The organism is Streptomyces sp. NBC_01808 (assembly GCF_035917395.1).
Taxonomy (GTDB): Bacteria; Actinomycetota; Actinomycetes; order Streptomycetales; family Streptomycetaceae; genus Streptomyces.
The window spans coordinates 166,491-187,334 of record NZ_CP109072.1; the positions used below are offsets into that span (position 1 = coordinate 166,491).

Genomic DNA, 20,844 nt, shown 5'->3' on the forward strand with positions numbered 1-20,844 from the left:
GGTGGTGTGTCCGCGCCGGGGCCGGCGAAGGTGCACCGGCCCGCGGTGTGTCTGCTTCTAGGAGCGCGGGTCCCAGCCGTCGAGCAGGGTCGCGGGGTCACGCCAGGTCCCGGCCTGTGCCTCGTCGAGTTGCTCGGAGCAGGGCAGCCGGCCGGAGACGTCGAGGGCGTCGCCCGCGAGGTCCGTGCTGCCGTACTCCCAGAAACGCAGCTTCTCGGCGGCCGTGCAGTCGAATCCGGTGAGCCCCCAGCCCACCGGGGCGATGTGCCCGTCCATGGGCGAGTCGATGAACACGACCTGGCTGCCGGTGAACCGGTCGTCGATGCGGCCGAGCAGGACGCTGCCGTCCGGCACCTGAGCGGCCCGGGTCAGCCGGGTGTTCACGAACACGTTGCCCGGCCCCTCGTCGGCGTTGCGCACCTGGCTGACGTACCCGGCGTCGAGGGACTTCAGCTCGGAGTCCTGGACGAACACGCCGCCCGTCCCCCAGACGAAGTCGACGTCGCCCTCCACGTAGCTGTCGGTCACGAAGGCGCGGCCCTGGAGCCGCAGGCTGTCCTGGTAGCTGAGGACGCGGACGCGGTCCAGGACGATGCGGTCGCCGTTGCCGCGGAACGCCTCGGCCTGGGAGCCGCCGTCGGGGGTGGTGTTGTGGATGGTTGCGTCGCGCAGCGTGAAGTCGTCGGCGTCGACCCCGAAGGCGGCCCGCCAGCAGTTGAAGCGGTCGGGCTGCGGCAGCACGCGGCGGGGGCAGTAGCTCTGCCGCGCCGGCACGTCGGACATGGCCGCGTCGCCGTTGAGGACGCTGTTGTTGGGGTAGCCGATCACGGTCTCGCCGGCTCCGCTGCCGGTGACGGTCAGGTGCGGCTTGGTCTGCGGGACGTAGACGATCTCGCGGTACGTCCCGGGGGCCACGTCGATGCGCACCTCGTGGGCACTGTCCTCGCGGTTCTCGGGCACGAAGTCGACGGCGCCCTGGACGGTGCAGAAGTCCCCGCCGCCGGCCCGGTCGACGGACAGCCGCCCGGCGCCGGGCGCGGGGGCGTCCTGCGTCCGGAACCGCCAGGCGTCGGGGCCGGTGATGCCCTCGTGCCCGCGGAAGAACCCCTCGTCCACGGTGACGTAGTACTCCTGCCCCGGGTCGAGGACGTAGTGCAGGTGGAGGGAGGCGGTGCGGCCCTCGGTCACCACGGGTTCGTAGAACCAGCGGTGGACCTCGCCGTAGTCGGTGAGCGCACCGCCGATGCTCTTCTGGTACGTCCCGGAGTCGGCGAGGTCGATCACGTCGACGAGGGTGCCGTCGGCGTGGTGCACCTGCACCTGGCCGCTGTCGCCCAGCCGCACGGGCGAGTCGAAGGTGAGCCGCAGCGGGGTGTCGGTGCAGACGGCCTCCTCCACTCCCTGCGGCTGGAGCTGCGGCGCGGGACGGGTGCCGGCGGCGCGGGCGGTGGACTCGCCCGGAACAGCGGTCGCCAGGGCCGCGAGCAGGGCGGTGAGGGCCAGGAACGAACGGAACAGCCGCATGGGACGGGCTCCTTACGTCGGCGCACTGCTAGGATTCGTCATGGCATTCAGGTGGTATGCCAGCAACCAAGCAGCATGCAAGCACAGTGACTCGACCCTGACCACCCCTCGGGCGGAGCCGATGATGCAGCCAGTGCAGCAGGACTACAAGCACGCACTCTCTGATCTCGTCGCCATTCCGGTGACTCCCTTCGACGCCGACGGTGAGGTGGACCAGGCGGCATACCAGCTGCTGTTGCGCCGGCTGCTGGACAACGGAGTACGGACCATCACCCCGGGCGGCAACACCGGCGAGTTCTACGCCCTCGGCGAGGACGAGCGCCGGCTCGTCGTCGAGCTGGCGGTCGGGGAAGCCGCTCGCGCGGCGGGCCCGGCAGCCGGCGATGCGGTAAGCGTCGTGGCCGGCGTCGGCCTCGACACGGCCACCGCGATCCGCGGCGCCCGGCACGCGCGCGAAGCCGGGGCCGGGCTCGTCATGGTCCACCAGCCGGTCAACCCGTATGTCTCGGCGGAGGGCTGGCTCGCCTACCATCGGGCCGTCGCCGACGCCGTCCCCGAGCTGGGCGTGGTGCTCTACATCCGCGACCCGCTGCTCGACGGCGGCCTCGTCGGCCGTCTCGGCGAGCTGTGCCCCAACGTCGCCGGCGTGAAGTACGCGGTGCCGGACGCCGCCCGGTTCGCCGCCGTGGCCCGGGACGCCGGGCTCGAACGGTTCGTCTGGGTCACCGGCCTCGCCGAGCTGTACACGCCCGCCTACTGGGCCGTGGGCGCGACCGGGTTCACCTCCGGGCTCGCCAACGTCGCCCCGCGGGTCTCTCTCGGCATGCTCCGGGCCCTCAGGGACGGGGACTTCGCCGCCGCGATGAAGGTCTGGGAGCAGATCCGGGACTTCGAGGCCCTGCGCGCGGAGCGGCGGTCCGCCGACAACGTCGCCGTCGTCAAGGAGGCCCTCGCCTCGCTCGGGCTCTGCCGGCCCGACGTACGGCCGCCGAGCCACCCGCTGCCGCCGGACATGAAGGCGCGGGTGCACGCGGCGCTCGCCGGCTGGGACCTGGCGTAGCCGTGGGTCCCGTACAGCCGCGGCCGGCGGAGCCGGTGCCCGTCGTCCTCGCCGGCGCCCACGGCTACGGCACCGCGCACCGGCGGAACCTGAAGCGCCTGACCGCCGCCGGCCTGGTGCGCGTCGTCGGCGTATGCGACCCGGCGCCGCTCGCCGCCGCGGACCTCGACGCCCTCGGCGGGCCCGAGCAGTCCGGCGACCTCGCGGCGCTGCTCGCCCGCACCGGCCCGGCCGTGACGATCGTCAGCACGCCCATCCACACGCACGTGGACCTCGCGCTGACCGCCGTACGGGCCGGGTCGCACGTGCTGCTGGAGAAGCCGCCGGCCCCCTCCCTCGCCGGCTTCACCCGGCTGACCGACGCGCTGCGCGAGTCGGGCGTCGTCTGCCAGGTGGGCTTCCAGTCGTTCGGCTCCCGGGCGGTGGAGACGGTACGGGAGCTGGTGGCGGACGGTGCGGTGGGCCCGTTGCGGGGAATCGGCGCCGTGGGCGCGTGGGTGCGCGACGCCCGCTACTACGCCCGGACCCCGTGGGCCGGACGCCGCCGTCTCCCGCTCCCGCCGGGCGGCGCAGACGAGACCGGCGGGCCGGACGGCCCGGGCGGCGTGGACGTGGTCGACGGTGTGCTCACCAACCCCCTCGCGCACGCGCTGGCCACCGCCCTGCGGATCGACGGCAGCGACCGCGCCGAGGACGTCGCGTCGGTGGAGCTGGAGCTGTTCCGGGCCCACGACATCGAGGCGGACGACACCTCCTGCGTACGGCTCGGGACCGCGCGCGGCACGACGCTCACCCTCGCCGCCACGCTGTGCGCCGAGCGGAACGCCCCGCCGTACGTGGTGGTGCACGGCGAACAGGGCCGGATCACCCTGCAGTACACGACCGACCGGCTGCTCCTGGTCCGCTCGGGCCGTCCGCAGCAGGAGCAGCTGCATCCGCGGACCGACCTGCTGGAGAACCTCCTCGCGCACCTGCGCGACGGCACCCCGCTGCTGAGCCCGCTGGCGCGCGCGGGCGCGTTCACGCGCGTCGTCGAGGCGGTGCGCACGGCGCCGGATCCGGTGCGACTGCCGCCGGACGCCTGGCACTCGGACCACCACGGCGCGGCGGCGCGGCGCGTCATCCCCGGTATCCGGACGCTGCTCGACGCCAGCGCCGCCCGGCTCGCCCTCTTCTCCGAGCTGGGCGCCCCCTGGGCGGCGCGGTGAGCGAGCCGTGGCGTGTCGACGCCCACCACCATGTATGGGATCTCTCGGCACGCCGGCACGACTGGCTCGACTCCCCCGCGCTGGCCCCGATCCGGCGCGACTTCGGGCTCGCCGACCTCGCGCCGGCCACCCTCGCGGCGGGCGTGGACCGCACGGTGGTCGTGCAGAGCCTGCCGGAGCCGGACGAGACGGCGGAACTGCTCGCGCTCGCCGCCGCACCGGGTCCGGTGACGGGCGTCGTCGGCTGGGTCGACCTGACCGCGCCCGACGTGCCCGCCCGGCTGGCGGAGCTGCGCCGGCTGCCCGGCGGCGACCGGCTGGTGGGCATCCGCCACCCGGTGCAGTCGGAAGCGGACCCGGGCTGGCTGACCCGGCCCGACGTGCTGCGCGGCCTGCGGGCGGTGGGCGCCGCGGGCCTGGCGTACGACCTCCTCGTCCGGCCCCGGCAGTTGCCCGCGGCCCTCGAAGCCGTACGTGCCTGCCCGGAGGTCACCTTCGTGCTCGACCACCTGGGCCAGCCGCCGGCGGCGGACGGCGAGTTCACCGCGTGGGCGCGCCATCTCGGGCGGCTCGCCGCCGGGGAGCGGGTGTTCTGCAAGCTGTCGGGCCTGGTCACCGGGGCCGGCCGGGGCGCGGGCACCGTCGCGGGACTGCGGCCGTACGCAGAGACGGCGTGGGAGGCGTTCGGCGCGGCGCGGGTGATGTTCGGCTCCGACTGGCCCGTGTGCCTGCTCGCCGCCTCGTACGCGGAGGTCGCCGAGGTGGCGGACCGGCTGTGCGAGGGCCTGTCGTACGGGGAGCGAACCGAGGTGTTCCGCGGTACGGCCCGCCGGGCCTACCGGCTCAGCTTCTGATCCCGGACCGGAGTGGTTCCATGCGCGACGACACCGAGCCGCCCACGGCGGCGGCTCACGACACGGACGGCCTGCGGCGGCGGGCGCTGCTGGCGATGGGTGCGGCCGCAGGCGCGACCCTCGCCGTGCCCTTCAGCGGGGCGGGCACGGCGCGCGCGGCGGCGCCGGACGCGGGGGGCGCCGGCTTCGCACGCGCCTTCGCCGAGCCGCCGCATGCCGTACGCCCCAGGTTCCGCTGGTGGTGGCCCGACGGGCTGGTCGACCGCCGCGAGGTCGAGCGTGAGGTCGACCAGATCGCCGACGCCGGGTTCGGCGGGGTGGAGATCGCCGCCGTCACCCACAGCATGACCGAACAGATCGACGTCGAGCGGCACGGCTGGGGAACGCCCGCCTGGGTCGCCGCCCTCGAAGCGGCGCTGCGCCACGCGGCGCGCCGCCGGCTGGTCGTGGACCTCACCGTCGGCCCCGCGTGGCCCGCCGCCGTGCCCACGGTCGCACCGGACGACCCCGCCGCGGCCAGGGAACTCGCCCACGGCGTGGCGGTCGTCGAGGGCGGGCAGACCTTCGCGGGCCCACTGCCCGCCGCGCTCGCCCCGCCGGCCGAGGGGGTGACGGCGCAGCAGGCACGGTACGTACAGGCCGCGCGCGTCGCCGCGGGCGGCTCCCCCGCCGACTCCCCCGTGGTGCTCGACCCGGACACGGTCGCCGACCTCGCCGACCGCGTCGAGGACGGCCGGCTCACCTGGACCGCGCCCGTCGGCGGCGTCTGGCTCGTCATCGCCTTCTGGGAGCGCGGCTCCGGGCAGCGCCCGGAAGGGCCCCCGCACACCGCCCCGTTGTCGTACGTCGTGGACCACCTCGGCGCGGCGGGCACGCGGGCGGTCGTCGGGTTCTGGGAGGAGTACATCCTCACACCGTCGGTGCGCGTGCTGCTGCGCGCGACGGGGGGCGCGCTGTTCGAGGACTCGCTGGAGCTGGAGACCGACGCGACGCTGTGGACGCCGGGCATTCCCGCCGCGTTCGAGCGGCACACCGGCTACGCCCTGCCGCCGTATCTGGCCGCGGTCGTCGAGTACGACGAGGACCCGGTCTTCAGCTTCGGCAAGGACGTCGACACGGCGGTGCGGCGCGACTACATGGACGTCGTCACCGAGTTGTACGTCGAACATCACCTGAAGCCGCTGCGCGCCTGGGCGCACGCGCTCGGCCTGGCGCTGCGCGTGCAGCCGTACGGACTGGAGACCGACGCCATGTACGCCGCCGCGCTCCTGGACGTGCCGGAGGGCGAATCGCTCGGCTTCAAGAACCTCGACGACTTCCGCTGTCTGGCCGGCGGCCGGGACATGGGCGGCCGGCGGGTGCTCTCGAACGAGGCGGGCGCCAGGGCCGGCGGTGCCTACGCCACCACCTGGGACGACGCGCTGAAGAGGCTCGTCACCCAGTACGCGGCGGGCGTCAACCAGGCCGTCTTCCACGGCTTCGCCTACGCCCGGGCCCCCGGCGCGGGCTGGCCGGGCTTCGCCGCCTTCTCCCCCTACCACGGCGCCCCCGGCTACGGGGAGGCGTGGGGGCCGCGCCAGCCAGGCTGGCCCCACGTCCCCGAGGTCGCGCGCGCTCTCGCCCGTATGCAGCACGTGCTCCAGACCGGGGTCAACCGGGCCGACGTGGGCGTGCTGCGGCAGAAGGGCTACGCCGGCACCGGACTCGGCGCGCCCTGGTTCAGCGCCGAGGGCGTGCCCGTCGGCTGGACCCACCTGTTCCTCAGCCCGCGGTTGCTCACCCTGCCGGGCGCCGACGTCCTGGGCGGCCGGCTGGCACCCGAAGGGCCCGCGTTCAAGGCCCTGGTCGTCGAGGGCGACGTGATGAACGGGCGCGAGCGCACGATGGAGCTGCACGTCGCCGAGAAGCTCCTCGGCTACGCCAAGGCCGGACTGCCGGTCGTCGTCATAGGCGACTGGTCGGACGGACATGTGCCGGGGCTGCCGCGGCCGGGCGCGAACGAGCGCCTGCGCCGGCTGCTCGCGGAGCTGCTGGCCCAGCCGTCCGTGGCCGGCGTTCCCGACCGGCCGGACGTGCCGCAGGCCCTCGCCGCGCTCGGGGTGCGGCGCGACGTGGAGTACGCCGAGGCGTCCATGCTGCTGCACGCGCACCGCGCGGACGAAGACGCCGACTACTTCTTCTTCGCCAACGACGCGGTGAGCCGGAAGGACTCCGACGGCACGCCGGTCGACCACGACGTGGTGCTCGCCGCCCGGCGGCCGGACGCGGTCCCGTACCGGCTGGACGCGTGGACCGGCACGATCGAGCCCGTCGCCGTCCACCGGCGCGAGGGCGACCGGATCCGGCTGCGCATCGCCCTGGCCCCGGGCGCCACCACGATCGTCGCGCTCGCCCGCCCCGGCAGCTGGGGCACGCGCGCCGCGGCGGGGCGGCACGTGGTGCGCACGGAGGCCGCCGACGTGCGGTGGACCGGCGACGGCAGGCTGGAGGTGCGGGAGCGCCGGCCCGGTTCGTACGCGACGGAGTTGGCGGACGGGCGCACGGTCGCCGCGGTCATCGGGCCGATGCCGGAGCCCGTGCCGCTCACCCGCTGGGAGCTGCGGGCGGAGGACTGGCGTCCGGGCGCCACGTCCACCGACACGGTCAGGGAACGGCGCACGCTGCGGCTCGACGGCCTCGCACCCTGGCCGGAGCTACCGGAGCTGGCCGACTCCTCCGGCGTCGGGCGCTACCGCGCCACGGTGCGGCTGGGTTCGCCGTGGACCGGCGGGCACGGCGCGCTGCTCGAACTGGGACAGGTCTCCGACACCTTCCGCGTCACCGTCAACGGCTGGGAGCTGCCGCCCGCCGACCAGGTGACGGGCACGGTCGACGTCGGCGACCGGCTGCGCCGCGGCGTCAACAGCATCGAGGTCGAGGTGGCCACGACGCTGCTGAACCGGCTGCGGGTGGCCCGGCCCGAGGTGTTCGGGGCGGCGCGGCCCCAGTCCTGCGGGCTGGTGGGTCCGGTCCGTCTCGTCCCCTACGGCAGGGCGGTGTTCCGGCCGTAGCGAACTGTCAACCGAGGGAGCAACTGCCGTGCAGATCAGCGACATCACCGCGTACAGCGTGCCGCCGCGCTGGATCCTGGTCCGGGTGACGACGGACGAGGGGGCGGCCGGATGGGGCGAGGCCATCGTCTCCAAGCGACGGCACGCCGTGCTGGGCGCCCTGCGGGACCTGACGGCCGGCCTGCGGGGGGCGCCCGCGGGCCGGGGCGAGGAGTTGTGGCACCGCATGCGCCGCGGCGCGTTCTTCCGCGGCGGTCCGGTGCTCGCCACCGCGGCGGCGGCGATCGACCAGGCGCTGTGGGACATCAAGGCGCGCGGCCTGGGCGTGCCGGTGTACGAGCTGCTGGGCGGCCCGGTGCGGGAACGGATCCCGGTGTACGCCTGGATCGCGGGCGACCGCCCGGACGACGTGGTGGCCGACGCCCGGGTCCGGCGCGCACAGGGTTTCACCGCGCTGAAGATGAACGCCACGGCCGAGTTGGACCACATCGCGGGCGCGGACGAGGTGGACGCGGTCGTCGCCCGGGTCGCGGCGCTGCGCGAGGAGTTCGGCACGTCGCTCGGCATCGCGCTGGACTTCCACGGCCGGGTGCACCGGGCGATGGTGCGTCCGCTGCTGCGCGAGCTGGAGCAGTTCCGGCTGCTGTGGGTGGAGGAGCCGCTCGCGCCGGGGCTGGAGGACATGCTGCCGGAGGTGGCGGCCGCGGCGGGCGCGACCCGGATCGCCACGGGCGAACGGCTGGCGTCCCGCTGGGAGTTCCGCGGGCTGCTGCAGCGGGGCGGCGTGGACATCCTGCAGCCGGACGTATCGCTCACCGGCCTCGGCGAGCTGGCGAAGATCTGCCGGATGGCCGAGGCGTTCGACGTGGCCGTGGTCCCGCACTCGCCGAACGGGCCGGTGTCGCTGGCGGCGTCGCTCCAGGTGGCGAGCGCCTGTCTGAACGTGCCGCTGCACGAGCAGAGCCTGGGCATCCACTACAACACCGGCTACGCGGGTCTGCCCCGTGGCGAGATGGCCGACTACGTCCCCGACCCGGCCCCGCTCACCCCCACCGCGGGCACGCTGGCGGTCCCGGCGGAACCGGGCATCGGCATCACGGTCGACGAGGCCGCCATACGTGCCGCGGACACCGACTGGCACCATCCCGAAGCCGACTGGCGCCACCCCGACGGCCGGATCGCCGAGTGGTGACGCCGGACGGCGGATCCGCCGCCCCCGGTGGCCTCTCCGTAACCGGTGACGACGGTCAGTCGCTCAGCAGGTTGCGTGCCGCCCAGCGCTGGTTCGGCGACGCCCAGCAGGGATTCGCGGCGCGGATGCGTCGGCGCCTCGTCCGCGATCTACGACGCCACCCGCGCCCGCACGACGAGACCGGGCCGGCGAAACGGCGCACGTGTGTGGTCGCGAGACTGCCGTTCAGCCCCTTGAAGGAAGTTCACTCTCTTGACGCCAGGCGGCGTCTGGGGGACGTTATTCGGCGAATCGCGTGCCACCGCACCGACTTTGAGGGAGCACTTCCATGCCCCGATGCCTCCGCTTGCGTTCTTCGCTCACGTACACCTTCGCCGGTCTCGTCCTGGCGGCTGCGGCCTTCGGCTGCGGGGCACCGGACGACGGCGACTCCTCGTCCGAGAGCGGCACACCGGAGCAGATACCCGACAAGCCCGCGAAACCCGTGGCGCTCGACATCCTGGACGTCGCCGGAAACCTCCAGCTGACACAGGGCATGATCGACGAGTTCGTGGACGAACACCCGGACATCGTCAGCAAGGTGACGTACGACCAGGCCCCGGCCCCCGACCTCGCCGGGAAGGTCAAGGCCCAGCAGGACGCCGGCCGGGTCCAGATCGAACTGGTGCTGACCGGCACCGACGGTCTCGCGGCCGGGCTCGACCAGGGTCTGTGGGCCGACATGTCGGAGCACGAGGACACGATCGGCAATCCCGACTACCTGGAACCGGCCGCCGACATGGCCGAGTTGGCGCAGGGCAAGGGCGTCGCGCTCGTCTACTACCCGTCCGGGCCGCTGATCCAGTACAACCCCGACGCGGTCGACGACCCGCCGACCACCCCCCAGGAGCTGCTGGACTGGGCGAAAGCCAACCCGAAGCGGTTCCAGTACGCCCAGCCGCCCAACTCCGGGCCCGGCCGCACCTGGCTGATGGGCCTGCCGTACCTGCTCGGCGACGAGGACCCCACCGACCCGGAGAACGGCTGGGACAAGACCTGGGCGTATCTCAAGGAACTCGACAAGTACGTCGGCAACTACGCCTCGGGCACCACCGAGACCATGCAGAATCTGGCCAAAGGCCAGATTGACATGATCATGACGACGACCGGCTGGTACATCAACCCGCGCGCGCTCGGCACCGTCCCGAAGGAGATCGAGGCGGGCCGCTTCGACGACATGACCTGGGTGACGGACGCCCAGTACGCAGTCGTACCCAAGGGCGTCAGCGCCGACACCATGTCCGCCGTCCTGCAGCTGATCAAGTGGATGCTCACCCCCGAGCAGCAGGCCAAGGCGTACGACGAGGGCTACTTCTACCCGGGCCCCGCCGTGCAGGACGTGCCGCTGTCCATGGCCCCGGAGGAATCGCAGCAGGTGATCGAGGAGTATGGCGAGCCGGAGTTCGACCGGTGGATCGAGGAGTTCCCCAAGGAGCCCTCGCTCCCCGCCGAACAGCAGGTCACCGCGTTCGACCTGTGGAACCGCGAAGTTGCGGGCCAGTGAGCGAGGGCTGTCGATGACCCACTTCGGCTCGCTCCGCATGGAGAAGGTGTCCCGCAGCTTCGGCCGCTTCCGGGCGCTCAGGGAGCTCGACCTGCAGATCGAGGGGGGCGAGTTCATCGCCCTTCTCGGGCCGTCGGGATGCGGCAAGTCCACCGCACTCAACTGCCTCGCCGGGCTGCTGCCGCTGACCGGCGGCGCCATCACGGTCGACGGCGAGCGCATCGACAACGTGCCGCCGGAGCGCCGCGGCTTCGGCATGGTCTTCCAGAACTACGCCCTCTTCCCGCATCTGTCCGTGCGCGACAACGTCGCCTTCGGCCTGAAGATGGCCCGGGTTGCCAAGGCGGAGCGCGACCTCCGGGTGACGCAGGCGCTGGACCTCGTCCAGCTCGCCGATCACGCGCGCAAGCGCCCCGGCCAGCTCTCCGGTGGCCAGCAGCAGCGCGTCGCCATTGCACGGGCGGTCGTGCTCGAACCCCGGCTGGTGCTCATGGACGAGCCGCTGTCCAACCTCGACGCCGCGCTCCGGCTGGAGATGCGCACCGAGATCCGGCGGCTGCACCAGCGCCTCGGCCTGACCACGGTGTACGTCACGCACGACCAGGAGGAGGCGCTGTCGCTCGCCGACCGTCTGGTGGTGCTGCGCGACGGCATGACCCAGCAGGTCGGCACACCGGAGGAGGTGTACGGCTCCCCCGCCAACCGCTACGTCGCCGGCTTCATGGGCTACCGCAACATGCTCGACGTGACAGTGGGGGAAGGCACAGGCGGCGACGGTGGGCGGGTACGGGTGGACGTCGCGGACGGCCGCCTCGCCGGCACCGGCCGCGACGGCGCCCCGCGCGCCGGTGACGCCGTCGCCGCGGTGCGCCCGGAGGACCTGGACGTGGCCGCCGCCGCGGCGGGCACCGCGGAGTCCGGGACGACCGGTCCGAGGCTGCCGGCCACCGTCGAGGTGGTCGAGTACCACGGCCGCGAACTCGCCGTGCAGGGCCGACTGTCCGACGGTCAGCAGGTGCACTTCAGAACCCGTACGCGACTCGCACCCGACGACGTGGTCGAGCTGACCGCGCTGCCGGAGCGGGTGCTCGTCTTCGCCCGGGAGGAGGCCGGATCGCCGGACCCGCAGCCGCGGCGGTCAGAAGCCGGAGAGACCGCGGATCCGAAGGCGCCCGAGGCGGTGGCGCCGTGAGCGCCGACACCCCGGAGGGCCGCCCGGCGCTGCGCCACCGCCTGGCGGAGCGCGGCGTCGACCGTACGACGATGCTCGTGCTGCCCGGTGTGGCCTTCCTGCTGGTGCTCTTCTGCTACCCGTTCCTCTACGGACTGCAGCTGTCCTTCCAGTCGGCGGAGGGCGGCGGCCCGTTCGCCAACTACCGGAAGTTCTTCGCGGAACCGTATCTCCGCGAGACGATCTGGCTCACCCTGCGGCTCGCCGTCCCCGCCGCCCTGATCAACTGTCTGGCGGCGGTCCCCGTCGCGTTCCGCACCCGCGGCGTCTTCCGCGGCCGGCGGCTCGTCATGACGCTGCTGGTGATGCCGATCACGCTGGGCACCGTGCTCACCGCCCAAGGGTTGCTCGGCTACCTCGGCCCCAGCGGCTGGTTCAACAAGATACTGACCGGTATCGGGATCGCCGACCAGCCGCTCGGCCTGGTGCACAACTACTGGGGCGTGCTCGCCTCCCTGGTGATCAGCGGCTTCCCGTTCTCGTACCTGCTGACGCTCTCCTATCTGACGGGCATCGATCCCAGCCTGGAGCAGGCCGCCGCCACCCTCGGCGCGGGCCGCCGCCAGCGGTTCCGGCACGTGCTGCTGCCGCTGCTCGCACCCGGTCTGGCGATCACCTTCTGCCTCTCCTTCGTGCTGGCGTTCGCGGTGTTCCCCTCCGCCCAGTTGGTCGGCGATCCGCGCGGCAGCACGCACGTCATCTCCATCGAGGCGTACGAGGCCGCCTTCCAGCAGTTCGACTACCCGATGGGCTCGGCAATCGCCGTGATCATGGCCGCGGTGATGCTGGTGGTCGTCGCCCTGGTGCTGGCGTGGCGCTCACTGCTGTACCGCGGAGCGACCGGAGGCAAAGGCTGATGGCCGGAATCACCGGGAACACCGAGACCCGTGACCGGCTGGAAGCGGACGGCCCCGCCGGGCCGCACGGCGGCGAGGAGCCGCCGCGCAGGCGGCGGTTCGGGCGGCCCGCGACGTGGGTGACGGTCGCCGTCTTCGGGCTGTTCTTCATCAACCTCGCCGGCGTCATCGGCGTGCCGCTCGTCAACTCGTTCGGCAGCCGCTGGTTCACCACCTGGCTGCCGGAGGGCTGGACGACCAAGTGGTACAGCGAAGCCTGGGACGAGTTCGACCTCGGCCAGGTCTTCTGGGTCACGGCGCTGCTGTCGCTGCTGGTGGTGCTGCTGTCCGTGGCCATCGGCGTGCCCGCGGCCTACGCCCTGGCCCGGCGGAGCTTCCCCGGCAAGAAGCTCGTGCTGCTGCTCTTCCTGCTGCCCATCCTGGCGCCGCCGATGACGTACGGAATCCCGCTGGCCACGGTGCTGTACAAGTTCCATCTCGCGGGCAGCTTCACCGGCGTCGTGCTCGCGAACCTGGTGCCGTCGGTGCCGTTCGTGGTACTCACCATGACCCCGTTCATCGAGCAGATCGACCCGCGGATCGAGGCGGCGGCCAGGATGTGCGGTGCGAAGACCACGGCGATCTTCCTGCGGATCCTGGCACCGCTGCTCGTGCCCGGTGTCCTCGCCGCGTCCGTGCTCGTGCTTGTGCGTACGGTCGGCATGTTCGAGCTGACCTTCCTCACCGCGGGACCGGAGAGCCAGACGCTCGTCGTAGCGCTGTACTACGCGATGTTCTCCGCCGGCATCCGCACCCAGCAGTCGATCGACGCGATGGCCGTGATGTACATGTTCTCGATGCTGGTGCTGCTCGTCATTGCGTTGCGCTTCGTCAACCCGACGCAGCTGGTGACCAGGGTGAAGGAGGAACGCACGGAGCAGTGAGCCGCCCGGCGCACACTGCCGGGACCGCCGTGCCGGAGGGGTCGTGGTCGGGGATCGTCCCGTCGGGTCGTACGCGCAGGACCCTGCCGCTCAACGACGTGTCGCCCGCCGCGTCGTCGGGCAGGAATGGCCGCCAGGAGGCCTCAATCACGAGTCCCTTGTTGCCTCCGGTCATTCAACACCGAAGCCCATTCCACGTCTGTCACGCCGACAAGGCGTCCGCGCACCTCCGCTTGTGACACCGAGCCCCTTCCCGGCCGGCCCGGGAGCCGCACGGCGCCTTCCCGGGCGGCTCTCCGCTATCTGATTCCCTTGCGGCGCAGCGTCTGGGCCAGCTCATTGGCGTGCTGCAGCATCGTCTCGGCGACGTGGGCGACCTCGCGATCGGACGCACGGTTCGCCGGCATCGAGCAGCTGATCGCGTCCGTGGCCGGGATGCGGTAGCCGACCGAGGTCGCGACGCAGCAGAGCCCCGGGGTGTTCTGCTCCCGCTCCAGCGCCCAACCGCGGGCCTGGCTCGCCTCCAGTTCGGCGTGGAGCGCGGAGCGGGTGGTGACCGTGTGCTCCGTGAGCTGGATGAGCGGCTCGTCGGGGAGGATCGCGTCCACCTCCTCCGGGGTGCGTTCGGCCAGCAGCGCCTTGCCCAGCGCAGTGGCATGTGCGGGCAGTTGCCGCCCGACCCGGGAGACCAGGCGCTTGGGCTCGGTGACGTCCCTGGTGGCCAGGTAGATGATGTGAGGTGCGTCCAGGCGCGCGTAGTGCGCGGTGTAGCCGGTGGCGGCGCGCAGGCTCTCGAGTTGCTGGACGGCGAAGGGAAGCGCGGGGTCGTGGTCGAGATAGGCGGTGCCGGCGAGCAGCGCGCGCGGCCCGACGCCGTAGGTCTGCTCGCCGTCCGCGGTCTCGATCCACTTCAGGGACGTCAGCGTGCGCAGCAGCGCGTAGAGGCTGGAGCGCGGGTAGCCGGTGCGCTCCTGGAGCTGACTCAGGCTCAACGCATCCGGGGACTCGGCCAGCACCTCCATGATCCGGGCCGTGCGCTCGGCCGACTTGACAGGGCCGCGGCCGGACTTCGACTCGGGCACCCCTGTCGCGGTGTCGCTTTCCACCACTCTGTCACCCCTTGAGAAAGTGCGCTCCATCATACGGGACGGACATCTAATGGTGGCTGCCCTCCACGGATACAGCTTGCATCCGCATACGAAACCGATGACAGAGGGATCCCCATACGCAGGCATTGTCTTCATTCGTAGACTCATGACAGGATGCCGCCATGCCCCCTTCTGCTTCAGGTGCCCCGGGTGCCCCGCCGGCGCCCGCCGAGAAGCACCGGATCGCCGACGTACGGGTGACCCCGGTGGCCTTCCGCGACCTCCCCCTGCTCAACACCGTCGGGGTGCACGAACCCTTCGCCCTGCGCACGGTCGTCGAGGTGGTGACCGACGGAGGGGCGCACGGCCTCGGCGAGTCCTACGGCGACATTCCCCACCTGCGCCGGCTGGAACGGGCCGGCCGCCGGCTCGTCGGCCTCGATGTCTTCGACGCGAACGGGCTGCTGCGCGCGGTCACCGCGTCGCTTGCCGACGACAGCGGCGAGGGCGGCCACGGCATGGGCGGAATGGTGATGACCTCCGCCGTCGCAGATCGCGTGGTCTCCCCTTTCGAGGTGGCCGCGCTCGACCTCCAGGGCAAGATCGTCGGACGGCCGGTGAGCGACCTGCTCGGGGGCGCCGTCCGCGACCGCGTGGCGTACAGCGCGTACCTCTTCTACAAGTGGGCCGGCCACCCCGGTCAGGCCGAGGACGAGTGGGGCGCCGCGCTCGACCCCGACGGCCTCGTCCGCCAGGCCCGCCGCATCGTCGACGCGTACGGATTCACCGCGATCAAGCTCAAGGGCGGCGTGTTCGCCCCCGAGGAGGAGATCGAGGCGATACGTGCCCTGCGCGCCGCCTTCCCTCACCACCCGCTGCGCCTGGACCCGAACACCGCCTGGACGGTGGCCACCTCCATCGAGGTCGGCCGAGCGCTCGACGGCGTGCTGGAGTACCTGGAGGATCCCACCCCCGGCATCGACGGCATGGCCCGGGTAGCGCGCGAGGTGCCCATGCCGCTGGCCACCAACATGTGCGTCGTCGCCTTCGACCACCTCCCGCCGGCCGTGCGCGAGGAGGCCGTCCAGGTCGTGCTCTCCGACCACCACTTCTGGGGCGGCCTGCGCCGCTCCCAACTGCTCGGCGGCATCTGCCGGACCTTCGGCATGGGCCTGTCCATGCACTCCAACTCGCACCTCGGCATCAGCCTCGCGGCCATGACCCACCTGGCCGCCGCCACCCCGAACCTCGACTATGCCTGCGACACCCACTGGCCGTGGAAGGACCCGGCGGACGACGTGATCGTGCCGGGCGCGCTCACGTTCCGGGAGGGCGCCGTCGCCGTGCCCTCCGGCCCCGGCCTGGGCGTCGAGCTCGACCGGGACGCGCTCGCCCGTCTGCACCGCCAGTACGTCGACTGCGGCATCCGGGAGCGTGACGACACCGGATACATGCGCCGGTTCGAGCCCGGCTTCGACCCGTCGAGCCCGCGGTGGTGAGCGCGCCGCTGCACGTCCTGGTCACCGAGCCCGTGATGGGCCGGTTCCGGGACGTGCTCACCGCGGAGGACGCCGGGCCCGCGCACCGCTGGACCTTCGCGTACGGCGACGATCCGGCGGTGTGCGCAGCGGCGGCGACGGCGGACGTCCTGGTGTGCTCGGCGGCACCCGTCGAGCTGCTGGCGGGCATGCCGCGGCTCAGGCTGCTGCACGTCACCGGCGCCGGCTACGACAAGATCCCCCTGGCTGCGCTCGCCCCCGGCGTCCAGGTCGCCAACACCTTCCACCACGGCCGCTCGATCGCCGAGCACGTGATGATGGTGTCGATGATGCTCCTTCGCGATGTCGCGCGCGCCGAGCGGAACATGCGGGCCGGCGTCTGGCGCAACGCGATCGTCGACGATTCCTATCCGTTCGGCGGCATCCTCGCCGGCCGGGTCCTCGGCGTCCTCGGCCTCGGCGAGATCGGCACCGCGGTGGCCCGTACCGCCGCCGCGCTCGGGATGCGGGTGCGTACGGTGCGGCGCGACCCGGCCGCGTCGCTGCCCGCCGGGGTGGACGTCGACTGGGTGGGCGGCCCGGACCGGCTGCACGAGCTGCTCGGCGGCTGCGACGTGGTCGTGGTGACGGTGCCCCTGACCGAGGAGACCCGCGGCCTGGTGGACGCGGCGGCGCTGGCCGCGATGAAGCCGTCCGCCGTCCTCGTCAACGTCGCCCGCGGGCCGGTGGTGGACGAGAAGGCGCTGCACGCCGCCCTGTCGGAACGGACCATCGCCGGCGCCGCCGTCGACGTGTGGTGGCGCAACCCGCGCGAGCCCGGGGCGCCGCCGCCGTCCCACCTGGACTTCACCGGGTTCGACAACGTCGTGCTCACCCCGCACCAGTCCGGCCACACCGAGGAGACGTTCCGCGGCCGGGCCCGCGACATCCGGGGCAACGTCGACGCGCTCGCCGAGGGGCGGTCGCTGCGCAACGTCGTCCCCCTCTGAACTGCCCGGTGGTACCGGCCTGCCCGGGGTCACCGGGGGGCACCGGGGCACCCGGGACCCTCAGATCACCTGGCTGCCGATCAGCAGCACGGCCCCCAGCGCCGACATCACGAGGGCGGACCAGCGCAGCCGCCGCTTGTCGAGGAGCCGGTTGACGTGGCGTGACAGCGCGTACCCCAGCAAGGGCCCGGGCGTCAGCAGGGCGGCCATCACCACCGTGTCCGTGCCTAGGGAACCGGTGAGCGCGAGCATCCCCACCGACAGCACTGAGCCGATGAGGAAGAAGCCGCTCATCGTGCCGCGCAGCATCGGGCCGTCCTTGCCCTGCCACACCAGGGCCATCGGTGGTCCGCCGATCGACGTCGCCGTGCCCAGCAGCCCGGACGCCGAGCCGGCCAGCACGAGGTTCTGCCGGCGCGGACTCGGCGCCCAGCCGAACGAGGCGAGTACCACGCCGAACAGCACCACGCCGGCGAGCAGCAGCGCGAGGCCGCGCGCCGGCAGCGCCGCCACCAGCAGCGCCCCCGCCACGGTGCCCGGCACCCGGCCCACGAGAGCCCAGCCGGTGCCGCGCAGGTCGATGTGCTCCCGCTCGGCCATGGTCACCAGCACCGTCACCATGGCCGCCAGCATGATGAGCGTGCCCGGGATGAGGGCGGGATCGACCAGCGCCACCACCGGCGCGGCGAACATCCCCATACCGAAGCCGATGGACGCCTGCAAGCAGGACGCGATCACCACCGCGACCGCGATCACGAGGTAGCCGGTGAGCGTCACCGCGCTCCCCTGCCCGCCGGCACCGGCTCCGCCCCCTCCCCCATCGGGTGGAAGCACGCGGCGGTATGCCCACCGTCATCCGGGGCGGGGGTCAGCTCCGGCGATGTCGCAGCGCACTCGTCGGTCGCCTTCCAGCACCGGGTGCGGAAGCGGCAGCCGGACGGCGGGGAGAGCGGGGACGGAAGCTCGCCCTCCAGGATGATCTGCTTGCCGCGCCCCTCGCCGTCGAGCGAGGGGGCGGCGGACATGAGTGCGGCGCTGTACGGGTGCAGAGCGCGGCCGAAGACGGCCTCGGTGCCGCCTTGTTCCACGATCCCGCCGAGGTACATCACCATCACCCGGTCCGCGACGTGCCGCACCACGGACAGGTCGTGGGAGATGAAGACGTAGGAGACGCCGAGCTGTCGCTGCAGGTCGTTCAGGAGGTTGAGCACCTGGGCCTGTACGGACAGATCGAGCGCGGATACGGGTTCGTCGCAGACGATCACGTCCGGGTCGAGCGCGAGCGCGCGGGCGATCCCGATCCGCTGCCGCTGGCCGCCGGAGAACTCCTGCGGGTAGCGGTTCTCGTCGCCGGCACGCAGCCCGACCAGGCCGAGCAACTGCCGCACCCGCGCGCCGCGCTCCTTGGCGGAGGGGAACAGGTCCTTGTGGGTGCGCCACGGCTCGCTCACGATGTCGCCCGCCGTCATCCGGGCGTTGAGGGAGGCGAACGGGTCCTGGAAGACCATCTGCACCCTGCGCCGCCACTGGAGCAGTCGGGCTCCCCTGAGCGTGAACGGGTCCACCCCGTCGAAGCGGACCGTGCCGCTGTCGGGCCGTTCCAGCATGAGCAGCGTGCGGGCCAGGGTGGACTTGCCGCAGCCCGACTCTCCGACGAGGCCGAGGGTCTCACCGCGCCGCAGGTCGAAGGAGATGCCGCCCAGCGCGCGCAGCCGCCGCGTCCGGCCACCGCTGCGGACGGGGAACGTCTTGGTCAGGTCGCGGACTTGGAGCAGGGGCTCGCCGGCCGGGTCGGCCGGACCGACTGTGCCGGTGGTGTCGGCTATGTGAGTCATCACTTCACCTCGGCAGAGAAATGGCAGGCGGCTGTGCGCCCGGGCGCGACCTCGGCGGGCTCCGGTCGGCGGGTCCGGCACAGGTCCCGCACCAGCGGACAGCGGTCCTGGTAGACGCAGCCGGACGGGATGGAGTGCAGGTCCGGGGGAGCGCCGCCGATGGACTTCAGGTCCTCACCCCGGGCGGCGTGCGCCGGCACCGAGTCCAGCATGCCTCTGGTGTACGGGTGCCGGGGTCGCTCGAAGACCTCCCGCACGGGCCCGGACTCGACCACGTTGCCCGCATACATCACCACGACCTCGTCCGCCTGCTCCGCGACGAGCGCGAGGTCGTGGGTGATGAGCACGACGCTCATCTCCCGCTCGGTGCGCAACTCCCGCAGGAGCTGCATGATCTGCGCCTGCACGGTCACGTCGAGCGCGGTGGTCGGCTCGTCGGCCAGCAGCACGGACGGCGAGAGCGCGACGGCGATGGCGATGAGGAGCCGCTGGCGCATGCCGCCGGAGAACTGGTGCGGGTAGGTGTCGATACGCGTTTCCGGCTCGGGGATGCCGACCCTGGCCATCAGGTCGACGGCCTCCCGGCGGGCCCGCCTGCGGGAGAGCCCGCGGTGGATCCGGAACGGCTCGGCGAGCTGGGTGCCCACCGTGTAGACGGGATTGAGCGCGGTCAGCGCGTCCTGGAAGACGATCGCCAGTTCGGGCCCCGCCATGGCGCGGCGGGTCTGCTCGTCGGCCGCGACCAGGTCGGTGCCGTCCAGGAGGACCCGGCCCTCGGCGACCTCGGCGGTGGGGTCCAGGAGCGAGACGATGGCCTGGGCGGTCATCGACTTCCCGCAGCCGGACTCGCCGAGCAGCGCAAGCGTCCGGCCGCGCCGGGCGCTGAAGCTCACCTTGTCGACGGCGCGTACGGTGCCGTGCGGGGTGCGGATGTCGACGCTCAGGCCGTCGACCTCGAGGACGGTGCCGGTCACGACTGTGCCTCCTGGTGTGCCGGTGCGGTACGGGCGCGTTGGCGGGTCCGGCGCGGCAACGTCAGCCGCCAGCGCTGGGCGGGGTCCGTGGCCAGTCGCGCCCAGGCGGCCAGCACGGTCGCCGACACCGTCGTGACGATGATGGCCAGGCCGGGGAAGAACGTCAGCCACCATGCGGTCTGCAGGTAGCTGCGTCCCTGGGAGACCATCAGGCCCCAGCTGACGTCGGGCGGCTGGATGCCGATGCCGAGGAAGCTCAGCGAGGACTCCGCGAGCATGACGTAACAGAACTCCAGGGTGGCCAGGGTCAGCAGGGTCGGCAGCACGATGGGGAACACGTGCCGCCGGATGATGGTGCTGCTGGAGGTGCCGAAGGTCCTGGCCGCGTCGACGAAGAGGCGGCTCTGCAGTTCGGTGGACTCCGCCCGGGCGGTGCGCAGGTAGACCGGGATACGGGTGATGGCCAGCACCACGACGAGGTTGGCCACGCTGGGCGAGAAGACGTACAGCACGACGACCGCCATCAGCAGCGATGGGAAGCTCATGATGATGTCGGCGACGCGCATCGCGAGCGTCTCCCGCAGGCCGCGGTGGTAGCCGGCCCACATGCCGATCAGCGCGCCGATCGCCAGCGCGAGTGCCACCGCGGGGACCGCCACGCTGAAGGTGGTGCGGGCGGCGACGACGAGCCGCGCCAGCACGCTCTGGCCGAGCGGGTCGGTGCCGAGGACTCCCAGCCACCCGTCGTCGAAGGTGAACGGGGGCTGGTTGGTGTTGTCGAGATGCTGCTCGGTGGCGGCGGATCCGACTAGCAGCGGGCCGAACACCGCGGTGAGCACGACCAGCGACAGCACCGCGGCCGCGACGGTCGCGACCCGGTCGCGCAGGAGCATCCGCCACAGGCTGACCCGGCTGTCGCGGGCCGAGGCGGAGGGCTCGGTACTGGGGGCGGGAGCGTCGGAGCCGGGTGCGGGACGGCCGTCCGCGGCCTTGTCGAACAGGGTACTCACGGCGTCC

General features: G+C 72.8%; 17 protein-coding genes. 11 read left to right on the forward strand and 6 right to left on the reverse strand.

The window, feature by feature from the left end; genetic code table 11:
- Window positions 1–57: 57 nt before the first annotated feature.
- Complete coding sequence (locus OG946_RS00685; protein WP_326794193.1) at window positions 58–1,524, reverse strand: pectinesterase family protein; 1,467 nt, start codon at window positions 1,522–1,524, stop codon at window positions 58–60.
- 121 nt (window positions 1,525–1,645) lie between these two features.
- Here OG946_RS00685 and OG946_RS00690 point away from each other — a divergent pair, with 121 nt between their 5' ends.
- From OG946_RS00690 to OG946_RS00730, 9 genes are all read left to right on the forward strand, one after another.
- A complete protein-coding gene (locus tag OG946_RS00690) occupies window positions 1,646–2,584 on the forward strand; it encodes a dihydrodipicolinate synthase family protein (RefSeq protein WP_442814248.1) in 939 nt (312 codons plus the stop codon).
- Between the two features lie 2 nt (window positions 2,585–2,586).
- Entirely contained in the window at window positions 2,587–3,792 is a 1,206-nt protein-coding gene (locus tag OG946_RS00695) for a Gfo/Idh/MocA family protein (protein WP_326794195.1), read from the forward strand.
- Window positions 3,789–4,646, forward strand: a complete 858-nt coding sequence (locus OG946_RS00700; protein ID WP_326794196.1) for an amidohydrolase family protein — start codon at window positions 3,789–3,791, stop codon at window positions 4,644–4,646. Before OG946_RS00695 ends, OG946_RS00700 begins: the two co-directional genes overlap by 4 nt.
- A 20-nt stretch (window positions 4,647–4,666) precedes the next feature.
- Window positions 4,667–7,696: a glycosyl hydrolase gene (locus tag OG946_RS00705; protein WP_326794197.1), complete on the forward strand. Its 3,030-nt coding sequence runs from the start codon at window positions 4,667–4,669 to the stop codon at window positions 7,694–7,696.
- Between the two features lie 28 nt (window positions 7,697–7,724).
- Window positions 7,725–8,888, forward strand: coding sequence for a galactonate dehydratase (gene dgoD, locus OG946_RS00710; protein WP_326794198.1), 1,164 nt, complete (start codon window positions 7,725–7,727; stop codon window positions 8,886–8,888).
- 346 nt (window positions 8,889–9,234) lie between these two features.
- Complete coding sequence (locus tag OG946_RS00715; protein ID WP_326794199.1) at window positions 9,235–10,431, forward strand: ABC transporter substrate-binding protein; 1,197 nt, start codon at window positions 9,235–9,237, stop codon at window positions 10,429–10,431.
- Between the two features lie 13 nt (window positions 10,432–10,444).
- Entirely contained in the window at window positions 10,445–11,623 is a 1,179-nt protein-coding gene (locus OG946_RS00720; RefSeq protein WP_326794200.1) for an ABC transporter ATP-binding protein, read from the forward strand.
- A complete protein-coding gene (locus OG946_RS00725) occupies window positions 11,620–12,519 on the forward strand; it encodes an ABC transporter permease (protein WP_326794201.1) in 900 nt (299 codons plus the stop codon). Before OG946_RS00720 ends, OG946_RS00725 begins: the two co-directional genes overlap by 4 nt.
- Window positions 12,519–13,442 carry an ABC transporter permease gene (locus OG946_RS00730; RefSeq protein WP_326794202.1) on the forward strand — a complete coding sequence of 308 codons (924 nt, stop codon included), beginning with the start codon at window positions 12,519–12,521 and terminating at the stop codon, window positions 13,440–13,442. Before OG946_RS00725 ends, OG946_RS00730 begins: the two co-directional genes overlap by 1 nt.
- A gap of 299 nt (window positions 13,443–13,741) precedes the next feature.
- Here OG946_RS00730 and OG946_RS00735 read toward each other — a convergent pair whose 3' ends face one another.
- Window positions 13,742–14,551, reverse strand: a complete 810-nt coding sequence (locus OG946_RS00735; RefSeq protein WP_326794203.1) for an IclR family transcriptional regulator — start codon at window positions 14,549–14,551, stop codon at window positions 13,742–13,744.
- 161 nt (window positions 14,552–14,712) lie between these two features.
- Between OG946_RS00735 and OG946_RS00740 the strand changes: the two genes are divergently transcribed.
- Together OG946_RS00740 and OG946_RS00745 are read left to right on the forward strand one after the other, a co-directional pair.
- A complete protein-coding gene (locus OG946_RS00740; protein ID WP_326794204.1) occupies window positions 14,713–16,029 on the forward strand; it encodes a glucarate dehydratase family protein in 1,317 nt (438 codons plus the stop codon).
- The gene (locus tag OG946_RS00745) at window positions 16,026–17,018 is read left to right on the forward strand and encodes a 2-hydroxyacid dehydrogenase (protein WP_326794205.1); all 993 of its coding nucleotides are present in this window, start codon (window positions 16,026–16,028) and stop codon (window positions 17,016–17,018) included. The genes OG946_RS00740 and OG946_RS00745 overlap by 4 nt, the downstream gene beginning before the upstream one ends.
- 60 nt (window positions 17,019–17,078) lie before the next feature.
- Here OG946_RS00745 and OG946_RS00750 read toward each other — a convergent pair whose 3' ends face one another.
- Genes OG946_RS00750 through OG946_RS00765 form a run of 4 tightly spaced genes read right to left on the reverse strand, consistent with a single transcriptional unit; the run spans window position 17,079 to window position 20,837 of the window.
- Window positions 17,079–17,795, reverse strand: a complete 717-nt coding sequence (locus OG946_RS00750) for a sulfite exporter TauE/SafE family protein (protein ID WP_326794206.1) — start codon at window positions 17,793–17,795, stop codon at window positions 17,079–17,081.
- On the reverse strand, window positions 17,792–18,853 hold the full coding sequence (locus tag OG946_RS00755) for an ABC transporter ATP-binding protein (protein ID WP_326794207.1): 1,062 nt from the start codon (window positions 18,851–18,853) through the stop codon (window positions 17,792–17,794). Before OG946_RS00755 ends, OG946_RS00750 begins: the two co-directional genes overlap by 4 nt.
- Window positions 18,853–19,827, reverse strand: a complete 975-nt coding sequence (locus OG946_RS00760) for an ABC transporter ATP-binding protein (protein ID WP_326794208.1) — start codon at window positions 19,825–19,827, stop codon at window positions 18,853–18,855. The genes OG946_RS00755 and OG946_RS00760 overlap by 1 nt, the downstream gene beginning before the upstream one ends.
- Window positions 19,824–20,837, reverse strand: coding sequence for an ABC transporter permease (locus OG946_RS00765; RefSeq protein ID WP_326794209.1), 1,014 nt, complete (start codon window positions 20,835–20,837; stop codon window positions 19,824–19,826). Before OG946_RS00765 ends, OG946_RS00760 begins: the two co-directional genes overlap by 4 nt.
- Window positions 20,838–20,844: the final 7 nt, after the last annotated feature.

Excerpts from the sequence above, each read along its gene's own strand:
- OG946_RS00730 (WP_326794202.1), top strand. The coding sequence starts at position 12,519 with ATGGCCGGAATCACCGGGAACACCGAGACCCGTGACCGGCTGGAAGCG.
- OG946_RS00705 (WP_326794197.1), top strand. The coding sequence starts at position 4,667 with ATGCGCGACGACACCGAGCCGCCCACGGCGGCGGCTCACGACACGGAC.
- OG946_RS00740 (WP_326794204.1), top strand. The coding sequence starts at position 14,713 with ATGCCCCCTTCTGCTTCAGGTGCCCCGGGTGCCCCGCCGGCGCCCGCC.
- OG946_RS00755 (WP_326794207.1), bottom strand. The coding sequence starts at position 18,853 with ATGACTCACATAGCCGACACCACCGGCACAGTCGGTCCGGCCGACCCG.
- OG946_RS00690 (WP_442814248.1), top strand. The coding sequence starts at position 1,646 with ATGATGCAGCCAGTGCAGCAGGACTACAAGCACGCACTCTCTGATCTC.
- OG946_RS00685 (WP_326794193.1), bottom strand. The coding sequence starts at position 1,524 with ATGCGGCTGTTCCGTTCGTTCCTGGCCCTCACCGCCCTGCTCGCGGCC.
- OG946_RS00720 (WP_326794200.1), top strand. The coding sequence starts at position 10,445 with ATGACCCACTTCGGCTCGCTCCGCATGGAGAAGGTGTCCCGCAGCTTC.